The sequence below is a fragment of the Nocardioides sp. 31GB23 genome, assembly GCF_040012395.1.
GTDB lineage: Bacteria > Actinomycetota > Actinomycetes > Propionibacteriales > Nocardioidaceae > Nocardioides > Nocardioides salarius.
In genome coordinates this window covers 23,241-33,088 of the sequence record NZ_JBDYKJ010000056.1, presented here as the reverse complement: position 1 = coordinate 33,088, position 9,848 = coordinate 23,241, and the positions used below count along the sequence as shown (strand labels likewise).

Sequence of the window (9,848 nt, the reverse complement as noted above, 5' to 3'; positions counted from 1 at the left end):
GCCCGGTTGGTGGAGGTGCGCTCGCAGCTGTTGTCGCACGCCGAGACGGTGGCGGTGGCGGAGACGAACGCGTCGCCGTCGGTGGCGGTGTGGCACTCCAACGCCACCCGGTCGACGAAGCGCGAATCGTTCCGCCAGGTGCGCCTGGCTGAGGGGCTCGTCCGCTACGACTTGGTGCGGGAAGCGCTCGGTCGTGGCGATGTGATCGCGGAGCAGGCGTCGGTGATCTGCACAGCGCTGGACGAGCTGCCCGACGACCTGGACCCGTCGGTGTTGGAGCAGGCGACCAAGGCGCTGGTGGCGTTCGCGGAGGTCCACGACGCGAAGGCGCTCCGTGTCCTGGGGCGACGCATCCTCGAGGTGGTCGCACCCGAGGTCGCCGAGGCCTGGGAGGCCGAACAGCTCGCGAAGGAAGAGCGCGAGGCGGAGAAGTCGGCGGTGTTCCGGATGCGCGAGGACGGCCACGGCCGGATCAAGGGCTCGTTCACCGTGCCGCTGCTGGTCGGGCAGATGTTGGAGCGGGCGCTGCTGGCGTTCGCCGCCCCCAAGTACCAGATCGCGAACCGCGCCGCCGCCGACGCGGACGAGCACGAAGAGCGCGAGGAGCAGGCGCCGGTGCCGGTACGCCGCCCCACAGCGGAACGGTTGGGTGCGGCGTTCGTGGAGCTCGTCGAGCGCCTGGATCCCAAGGAGCTGCCGAAGGCGGGTGGTGTGAACGCCACGGTGGTGGTGACGATGACCCTCGACTCTCTCAAGGACGGCCTGGTGGCCGCCACGCTCGACACCGGTGACCGGATCAGCGCCGCCACCGCACGTCGTCTGGCGTGCGAGGCCGGTGTCGTGCCGGTGGTGCTTGGTGGGAAGAGTCAGCCTCTGGATGTGGGGCGTGCGAAGCGGTACTTCACCCCGGCTCAGCGGGTCGCGATGGGTATCCGTGACGGCGGCTGCACCGCCCGGGGCTGCGACGCCCCGCCGGCGATGTGTCACGCCCACCACGACGACCCGTGGTCGTGCCACGGCCACACCGACCTCGACCGCGGGCGGCTGTTGTGTCCCTACCACCACCGCCGAATCCATGACCCCGAGTACGAGAGCCGCATCGGCGCCGACAACCAGGTCACCTTCCACCGACGAACCTAGGAGCACTCCGCTCCCGGCACCGTTGGTTGAGCAGCGAGGGCCGAAGGCTCGAGCGATGCCGAAAACCCGGTGAGTCCATGGCGTACGGCGAGCGCGGTCCTCACCGGGTCTCGGCGTCGCTCGTCGCTGGCGCTCCTCCCTGCTCGATCAGCGGTGGGTGGTGGCGCTCCTCCCTGCTCGACCAGCGGTGCGTGGTGGCGCTCCTCCCTGCTCGACCAGGCGGTGGGCGCTGTCTTTGGATCGTGTGAGGATCGCGCGGGATGGCGCTGGTGTGGTTGGCGTCACGGTGGCGGCGGTCACATGCTCGGGTCTCCAGACCCCAGGAGGCACCCATGAGCACCACCCCCCACGCCGGCACCGACGCCGGCACCGACGCCGGCACCCCGCCGCGCTGGCGGCTGATCGGCCCCGGCCTGGTGGTCGCGGCCACCGGTGTGGGCGCCGCCGACCTGGTCGCCACGATGATCGCGGGCAGCAAGTACGGCTACGCGCTGCTGTGGGCCGTGGTCGTCGGCTGCGTGATGAAGGTGGTGCTCGTCGAGGGCGCCGGGCGCTTCTCGCTGTCGACCGGGCGCACCATCTTCGAGGGGTGGAGCAGCCTGGGGCGCTGGACCCACATCTACTTCGGGCCCTACATCGTGATCTGGGGCTTCGTCTACGGCGCCGCCGCGATGGCCGGCACCGGCCTGGCCCTGCACGCTCTCTTCCCGGTGCTCGGCGTCACCGCCTGGGGCATCGTCTCCGGGCTGATCGGCCTGGCGCTGGTGTGGTCGGGGCGCTACGCGATCTTCGAGAAGACGCTGAGCCTGCTGGTGCTGCTGATGTTCGTCTGCATGGTCGCCGCCGCCGTCGTCACCCTGCCCAACCTGCCCGACATGGCCGCCGGGCTCGCCCCGCGCATCCCCGACGGCGCCCTGATCAACGTGCTCAGCGTCGCCGGCGGCGTCGGCGGCACCATCACCCTGGCCGCCTACGGCTACTGGCTGCGCGAGAAGGGCTGGTCGACCCCCGCCTTCATGCGCGTGATGCGCCTCGACAACGGCGTCGCCTACCTGGTCACCGGCATCTTCGTGATCGCCACCCTCGTCGTGGGCGCCGAGCTGCTCTACTCCGCCGGCATCGCCGTCGACACCGGCGACAAGGGCCTGCTCGACCTCTCCGAGGTGCTGCGCGACCGGTACGGCGCCGCCACCGGCACCATCTTCCTCGTCGGCTTCTGGGCCGCGGCGATGAGCTCGCTGGTCGGCGTGTGGAACGGCGTCAGCCTGATGTTCGCCGACTTCGCCGGCCACGTGCGCGGCCTGCCCACCGACCACGCCGACCGCCAGGGCGGCGGGCGCTGGTACCGCGCCTACGTGCTGTGGCTGACCCTGCCGCCGATGCTGATGCTCTTCCTCGGCAAGCCCGTCTACCTGATCCTCGCCTACGGCGTGCTCGGCGCGCTGTTCATGCCGTTCCTCGCGATCACCCTGATCTGGCTGCTCAACACCGACCGCACCCCCAAGGAGTGGCGCAACAAGCCCTTCGCCAACGTGGTGATGGTGCTGTGCGCGCTGACCTTCCTGGCCCTGGCCGTCGACCAGGTCCGCTCCACGGTCGCCGGCGTCCTCTGAGCCTGACGCCGAGCGTGACGTACGCCGCCGCGGTGCCGGCGGCGGCGTACGATCCCGGGGTGCAGCTGCTGCTCGTCGAGGACGACGCCGGGGTCGCCGCGGCCCTCGTGGAGACGCTCGAAGGGGCCGGGTGGGGCGTGACCCACTGCCGGCGCGGCGACGACGGGCTGCACCAGGTGGCCGGCGCCGACCTCGTGGTGCTCGACCTGGGGCTGCCCGACATGGACGGCCTCGACTTCCTGCGCACCCTGCGCCGCGCCTCGACCGTGCCGGTGCTCGTGCTCACCGCCCGCGACGGTGACGGCGCCACCGTGCTGGGGCTGCGCGCGGGCGCCGACGACTACCTGGTCAAGCCCGTCGGGCAGGCCGTGCTGGTGGCCCGGGTGCACGCCCTGCTGCGCCGCAGCCGCGTCGAGGACACCGCCCGCGAGGGCGCCGCCACGCTGGCCTGGGGCGGGCTGGCCCTCGACCTCGGCGCACGCCGCGCCACCCGCGACGGCGCCGAGGTCGCGCTGACCGCCACCGAGCTCGACGTGCTCGAGGCGCTGGCCGCCCAGCCCGGCGAGGCGGTGAGCCGCGAGGCCGTGCAGCTGCACGTGTGGGGCACCCCCGCGCTGGGCCGCTCGCGCTCGCTCGACTTCTTCGTGGCCTCGCTGCGCAGCAAGCTGGGCCCCGACCTGCCGCTGCACACGGTCCGGGGCTTCGGCTACCGGCTCGGCGGCTGAGCCGGCCGGGACGGGGCGGGGGAACAGGTGGAGCGACGGGTCCGGCTCGTGGTGGGGCTGCTGCTGGTCGGCGCGCTCCTGGCGCTGTCGGTACCGCTCGCGGTGGCCCTGGGCGACCGGCGTACGGCGGCGCTCGCGGTCGAGCGCGACCGTCAGCTGAGCGTGCTCGCCGAGCTGGCCGCCCGCGAGGGCGACGTGGCCGCGGCGGTCGCGCGCTACCACGAGGTCTACGACGAGGACGTGCTCGTCACCGACGCCACCGGACGCGTGCTGGCCGGGGCGGGCGCCCTCGACACCGGGGAGGCGGAGGTCGCCGAGGCGGTGCGGGTCGGCCTGGTCGGCCAGCCCACCCCGGCGCTCGAGCGGGTGCTGCCCTGGACCCGCGACCAGCCCCTGCGCAGCGCGGTCGCCTTCGAGGACGGCGACGTCGCCGCGCTGGCGCTGCTGCGCGTCGACACCGGCGCGGCCGCCGGCGACGTGGCGCGCGGCTGGGGGTGGGTGCTGCTCGTCGGGGTGGCGCTGCTGCTCGCCGCGCTCGCTCTGGCCCGGTGGCTCTCGCGGTGGGCGGTGCGCCCGGTGCACTCCCTCGAGAGCGCCGCCCACGACCTCGCCCAGGGCGGTCGCGGCGGTGGTGCGGTGCTGGCCAGCGGGCCGCCCGAGCTGCGCGGGCTGGTCGACGAGTTCAACCGGATGGTCGAGGTGGTGCAGCGCTCGCTCGACGACCAGCGCCGCCTGGTGGCCGACGCCTCCCACCAGCTGCGCAACCCGCTCGCCGCGGTGCGGCTGCGCGCCGACTCGCTGGGCGCCCATCTGCACGACTCCGGCGCCCGCACGCACGCCGGGCTGACCAGCGAGCTCGAGCGCCTCGAGCGGCTGCTCGACCAGCTGCTGCGCCTGGCCAGGGCGCAGGAGAGCGGCACCTCCGGGGTCGCCGGTGCACGGGCGCCGCAGACCCTCGCGCCGCTGGCGCAGGTGCTGGCCGAGCGGGTCGAGGCGTGGGCGCCCGCCGCGGCCGCCGCCGAGCAGTCGGTGGTCGTGGTCGAGCCGGTGCCCGACCTCGAGGTGGCCCGCGACGACCTCGAGCAGGTGCTCGACGTGGTGCTCGACAACGCGGTGCGGCACGCCGGAGCGGGGGCGGGGGTGTGCCTGCGTGCCGACGCCCCTGCTGCTGTCGCTGGTGGTGCCGCTGGGCGGCAGGTGGTGGTCGAGGTCGACGACGACGGGCCCGGGCTGGCCGAGGGGGAGTGGTCGCGCGCCGCCGAACGGTTCTGGCGCGGCTCCGACGACCCGCACGGCTCGGGGCTGGGGCTCTCCATTGCCCGCGAGCTGCTGCGCGGCGCCGGGGGCGACCTGTCGGTGGGGCCCGGCCCGCGCGGCGGGGTGCTGGTGCGGGTCAGCCTGCCCGTGCCCGGGGAGGGCCCGTGAACCCGGTGGGGCGCCGCGCGCTGCTGGCCGGTCTCGGCGCCGGTGCCGTCGGGCTGGCGCTGCCCGGCTGCGCTGCCGACGTACGACGGCTGCGGCTGGCGGCCGGTGACGACGGCGGGATCTACGCCGCCTTCGGCGCGCTGCTCGCGCCCCGGCTCGAGGCGCGGGTCGACGGGCTGGCCGTCGAGGTCGCCGTGACCGCCGGGTCGGTGGACAACCTGCGCCGGCTCGCGGACGGCGACGCCGGGATCGGGCTGGCGCTCGCCGACAGCGTCGAGGCCGGCTCGGGCGACCCGGCCGAGGGCGTGGTGGCGCTGGCGCGCACCTATGAGAACTACCTGCAGCTGCTGGTGCCGCCCGACTCGCCGGTGCGCGACGTCGCTGGGCTGCGCGGGCGGTCGGTGGTGCTCGGCGCCGCCGGGTCGGGCGCGGCCGTGTCGGGCGGGGTGCTGCTCGAGGCCGCCGGGCTGCAGACGGGGGGTCGTGGAGAGGGCGGTCGCGGGGCGGGCGTGGTCGAGGTGCGCAACGCCGGGCTCGCCGCGTCGCTGACCTCCCTCGACGACGGCAGCGTCGACGCCGTGCTCTGGTCGGGCGGCATCCCCACCCCCGCCATCGCCGCCCTCGACGCCACCCGTCCGTTGCGGATGCTCGACCTCGGCGCCTGGGCCGAGCCGATGGCCGAGGTCTCCGGCTACCCCTACCGCTCCCGCCGCGCCCCCGACGTCGCGTACGCCGGCACCGTCACCAGCACCATCGGCGTCCCCAACCTCCTGCTGGCCCGCGCCGACCTCGCCGACGACCTCGCCGCCGCCGTGGTCGAGACGCTGGCCCGCGACGCCGCCGCGCTGGTGCCCGAGTCGGCGCGAGGGGTCCAGTACCTCGCCCCGCCGTCCATGATCCAGACCGGCTCCGTGCCGCTGCACCCCGGCGCGGTCGCGGCGTACCAGCGGCTGCACGGTTGACGGCCGAGCAGTCAGTTTTGCACCACCGACCAGTCACTTTTGCACCATCGACCAGTCGCTTGTGCACCGAAGAGATCATCTCGAAAAAAGTTTCGATCTGCCTGTGGAAAACGGCTTCTGACCTGGTGCTTTGTCGGTGGTCCCTGAGATACTTTACTCATGGCCACCACCGCGGCGCACCCCATCAACGGGGCGCTCGCGCGCATGCACTCGCTGCTCGACGAGCTCGCCGAGACACCGCTGTGGTCGATGAGCCAGACCGCGACGGCGGAGGCGTTGGTCGACTTCTCGCAGCTCGAGTCGAGGGTGACCGAGCTGAAGTCGAGGACCCTCGCCCACGCCGAGACGGTGGCGGTGGCGGAGACGAACGCGTCGCCGTCGGTGGCGGTGTGGCACTCCAACGCCACGCGGTCGACGAAGCGGGACTCGTTCCGCCAGGTCCGCCTGGCCGCGGGGCTGGATCGGTACGACCTGGTGCGGGAAGCACTCGGCCGTGGCGATGTCATCGCCGAGCAGGCGTCGGTGATCTGCACGGCGCTCGATGAGCTGCCAGACGACCTGGACGCCGGTGTGTTGGAGCAGGCAACCAAGGCGCTGGTGGCGTTCGCGGAGGTCCACGACGCGAAGGCGCTGCGGGTGCTGGGCCGCCGCATCCTCGAGGTCGTGGCACCCGAGGTGGCTGAGGCGTGGGAGGCCGAGCAGCTCGAGCGCGAGGAGCGCGAGGCGGAGAAGTCGGCGGTGTTCCGGATGCGCGAGGACGGCCACGGCCGGATCAAGGGGTCCTTCACGGTGCCGCTGCTGGCCGGGCAGATGCTGGAGCGGGCGCTGCTCGCATTCGCGGCACCTAAGCACCAGATGGCGAATCGTGCCGCCGACGAGGGCGAGCACGAGGAGCAGGCACCGGTGCCGGTACGCCGTCCGACGGCGCAGCGGTTGGGTGCGGCGTTCGTCGAGCTGATCGAGCGCCTGGACCCGAAGGAACTGCCCAAGGCCGGCGGTGTGAACGCCACGGTGGTGGTGACGATGACCCTCGACTCCCTCAAGGATGGCCTTGCGGCTGCCACCCTCGACACCGGTGACCGGATCAGCGCCGCCACCGCACGCCGCCTGGCCTGCGAGGCGGGCGTCGTGCCGGTGGTGCTGGGCGGCAAGAGTCAGCCTCTGGATGTGGGGCGTGCGAAGCGGTACTTCACCCCGGGTCAGCGGATCGCGATGGGCATCCGTGACGGCGGTTGCACCGCTCGGGGCTGTGATGCACCACCGGCGATGTGCCACGCCCACCACGACGACCCGTGGTCGTGCCACGGACACACCGACCTCGACCGTGGACGACTCCTCTGCCCCTACCATCACCGCCGGATTCATGATCCGGGGTACGAGAGCGACGTCGGGGCTGACAACCAGGTCACCTTCCACCGACGAACCTAGGAGCACTTCGCTCCCGGCCTCGCTGCTCGACCAACGGCGCTGCCGCGCGTCCGTTGGTTGAGGAGGTTGCGCAGCAACCGTCGCGAAACGCGGTGAGCCCATGGCGTACGGCGAGTGGGCAGCTCACGGGGTCTCGGCGTCGCTCGTCGCTGGCGCTCCTCCCTGCTCGACCAGCGGCGGTCCATCGTTGGTTGAGCAGCGAGGGCCGAAGGCTCGAGCGATGCCGAAACCGGGTGAGTCCATGGCGTACGGCGAACACGGTTGCGGTCTGCGAGTCACTCACCGGGTCTCGGCGACGCTCGTCGCTGGCGCTCCTCGCTGCTCGACCAACGGCGGGTCGCTGGCGCCCTTGCCGGTCGGGGTCAGCGGGGCTCGAGCACGACCACGGGGATCTCGCGGTCGGTGCTGGCCTGGTAGTCGTCGTAGTCGGGCCAGGCCTCGACCATGGTGCGCCACATCTCCGGCTTCTCCTCCGGGGTCGCGACGCGGGCGCGGACGGGGATGCGGCGGTCCTTGACCTGCACCTCGACCTCGGGGTCGTCGGAGAGGTTGAGGAACCACGCCGGGGGCGAGTCGGCGCCGCCCTTCGAGGCGATCACGAGGTAGGCGTCGCCCCAGGGGCGGAAGATCAGCGCGTTGGTGCGCGGCTCACCGGAGCGGCGTCCGGTCGTGAAGAGGACCAGGACCGTGGTGCCGTTGCGCCAGTGGTAGCCGTCCTCGCCGTTGGTCTCCAGGTAGCGCGCCACGTGCGGGGCGCCGTGCAGGTCGATCGCTGACGTCATCTCCCCATGGTGCGCTCAGGGGGAGTCGTCGCGCCAGAGTGCGACGCTGCACGCCATGCCCGCCAGCCACAGGAGCACCACCGGCACGTCGCCGGTGTGCATGCCGTGGCTGTCGCTGACGGTGAAGAGCACGCGTCCGGTCCACGGCCCGTGGCCCGCGACCAGCAGCAGCGCGAGGACCGACACGATGAGGTAGACCGCGATGGCGATCAGGCGTCGGCGCTGCACCGGGAGAGAGTAGACGCGGCGTGCGTGCTCACCCGGCCGATCTACCCGTTCTGGGCGATGCCGATGGTGCCTGCTAGCGGTGCTAGCGCGGCAGATTCCGTTGTTTCATTGGGGTTACCAACCGGTAGTGACTCGTCACACAGCCGCTAGCACTTGCAAGCGCTAGCAGGAGCAAGCACTATGGGGGACATGGCAAAGGGAAAGGTCTCGAACGCAGTCGGGACGCTGGGTGACTACCTCAAGGAGCAGCGCACCAGTGCGCAGCTCTCCTTGCGGCAGCTCGCCGAGCAGGCCGGCGTGTCGAACCCCTACCTGAGCCAGATCGAGCGCGGGCTGCGCAAGCCGTCCGCCGAGGTGCTGCAGCAGCTCGCCCGAGCGCTGCGGATCTCCGCCGAGCAGCTCTACATCCGCGCCGGCATCGTCAGCCCCGACGACGGCGTCGGCGGTTCGGTGGAGCTCGCCGTGCTCGGTGACACGTACCTGACCGAGCGGCAGAAGCAGTCGCTGCTCGACGTCTACCAGTCCTTCCTCGCGATGAACGAGGCGCAGGCCGGGGTCGCCGCCCCGGACGAGCCCAGCGTCGACGAGGACTGAACGACCACCCGACGTACGCCGCTCGTCTGAGCGGCGCGTACCAGAACGCCCGGCATCCACCGGGAACCAACCGAAGGAGCCGACATGGCCAAGACCAAGTTCGACATCAAGTCCGAGGCGACCAAGGGCCTGTACGCCGGCGCCGGCGTCGCCGACCTCGTCGTCGAGACCGTGCGGGAGTACGTCACCGACGTGCAGACCCGGATCACCGGCGTGCAGAAGTCCGTCACCGACATCGACCTCAAGCCCGAGGCCCTGCGCAAGCAGGCCGTGACCACGGTCAACGCCCGCGTCGACGCCCTCACCGAGGACGCCAAGGCCCGCCGCAGCGCCATCGAGGCCCGCGTCGCCGAGCTGCAGAACGAGGCCCTGGCTCTGCCGGGCAAGGTCCAGGGCACCGCGACCGCGACCTACACCGACCTCGCCAAGCGCGGCGAGACCCTGGTGACCCGCATCCGTCGCCAGGAGTCGACCAAGGCGGCCACGACCTCGGCCAAGACCACCTCGGCCAAGGCGAAGACCACCAAGACCCAGGGCACCAAGGCGGCGAACACCACCGCCAAGAAGGCCTCGACGCAGACCAAGACGGCTGCCAAGAAGTCGACCACCGCGACCAAGACCGCCGCGAAGAAGACCACCACGGCGGCCAAGACCGGCACCAAGTCGACCACCGCGACCGCCAAGAAGGCTTCCGCCCCGGCGCAGTCCTCGGCCAAGGCCACCGGCACCGCCGCCGCCAAGACCGCCGAGAACGCCGCCAAGGCCACCACCGAGGCCGCCAAGAAGGTCGGCGACTGATCGTCTCCGGCTCCCCGCGCTGACTTCGGTCACGCGTCACGCAGCGCGGCGCAGAGGCACCAGGACCCCCGCACCCACCAGGGTGCGGGGGTCCTGCGCATGTCGGACCGGGGCCCCGGCACTTGCCCGGGCCGGGGCCCCGGCACCCCGTCC

At 72.6% G+C, this 9,848-nt stretch carries 10 protein-coding genes; 8 read left to right on the top strand and 2 right to left on the bottom strand.

Features of this window, described 5'->3' with window-relative positions; genetic code table 11:
• From ABKW28_RS16765 to ABKW28_RS16740, 6 genes are all read left to right on the top strand, one after another.
• On the top strand, window positions 1–1,140 hold a 1,140-nt coding region (locus ABKW28_RS16765; protein ID WP_348611647.1), incomplete at its 5' end, for a DUF222 domain-containing protein.
• Window positions 1,141–1,472: 332 nt separating this feature from the next.
• On the top strand, window positions 1,473–2,753 hold the full coding sequence (locus ABKW28_RS16760) for an Nramp family divalent metal transporter (protein ID WP_348611644.1): 1,281 nt from the start codon (window positions 1,473–1,475) through the stop codon (window positions 2,751–2,753).
• Window positions 2,754–2,767: 14 nt separating this feature from the next.
• Entirely contained in the window at window positions 2,768–3,478 is a 711-nt protein-coding gene (locus tag ABKW28_RS16755) for a response regulator transcription factor (RefSeq protein WP_204797169.1), read from the top strand.
• A 27-nt stretch (window positions 3,479–3,505) separates the two neighbouring features.
• Window positions 3,506–4,903, top strand: coding sequence for a HAMP domain-containing sensor histidine kinase (locus ABKW28_RS16750; RefSeq protein ID WP_348611641.1), 1,398 nt, complete (start codon window positions 3,506–3,508; stop codon window positions 4,901–4,903).
• Window positions 4,900–5,865 (top strand): TAXI family TRAP transporter solute-binding subunit, encoded by a 966-nt coding sequence (locus tag ABKW28_RS16745; RefSeq protein WP_348611638.1) that lies wholly within the window; start codon window positions 4,900–4,902, stop codon window positions 5,863–5,865. Before ABKW28_RS16750 ends, ABKW28_RS16745 begins: the two co-directional genes overlap by 4 nt.
• Before the next feature lie 159 nt (window positions 5,866–6,024).
• Window positions 6,025–7,293: a DUF222 domain-containing protein gene (locus tag ABKW28_RS16740; RefSeq protein WP_348611635.1), complete on the top strand. Its 1,269-nt coding sequence runs from the start codon at window positions 6,025–6,027 to the stop codon at window positions 7,291–7,293.
• Window positions 7,294–7,655: 362 nt separating this feature from the next.
• Here ABKW28_RS16740 and ABKW28_RS16735 read toward each other — a convergent pair whose 3' ends face one another.
• A complete protein-coding gene (locus ABKW28_RS16735; RefSeq protein WP_348611628.1) occupies window positions 7,656–8,075 on the bottom strand; it encodes a nitroreductase family deazaflavin-dependent oxidoreductase in 420 nt (139 codons plus the stop codon).
• Window positions 8,076–8,090: 15 nt separating this feature from the next.
• Complete coding sequence (locus tag ABKW28_RS16730; RefSeq protein WP_348611625.1) at window positions 8,091–8,303, bottom strand: hypothetical protein; 213 nt, start codon at window positions 8,301–8,303, stop codon at window positions 8,091–8,093.
• Between the two features lie 189 nt (window positions 8,304–8,492).
• Here ABKW28_RS16730 and ABKW28_RS16725 point away from each other — a divergent pair, with 189 nt between their 5' ends.
• Window positions 8,493–8,897, top strand: a complete 405-nt coding sequence (locus ABKW28_RS16725; protein WP_348611622.1) for a helix-turn-helix transcriptional regulator — start codon at window positions 8,493–8,495, stop codon at window positions 8,895–8,897.
• 84 nt (window positions 8,898–8,981) lie between these two features.
• Window positions 8,982–9,695, top strand: coding sequence for a hypothetical protein (locus tag ABKW28_RS16720; RefSeq protein WP_348611619.1), 714 nt, complete (start codon window positions 8,982–8,984; stop codon window positions 9,693–9,695).
• Window positions 9,696–9,848 lie beyond the last annotated feature (153 nt).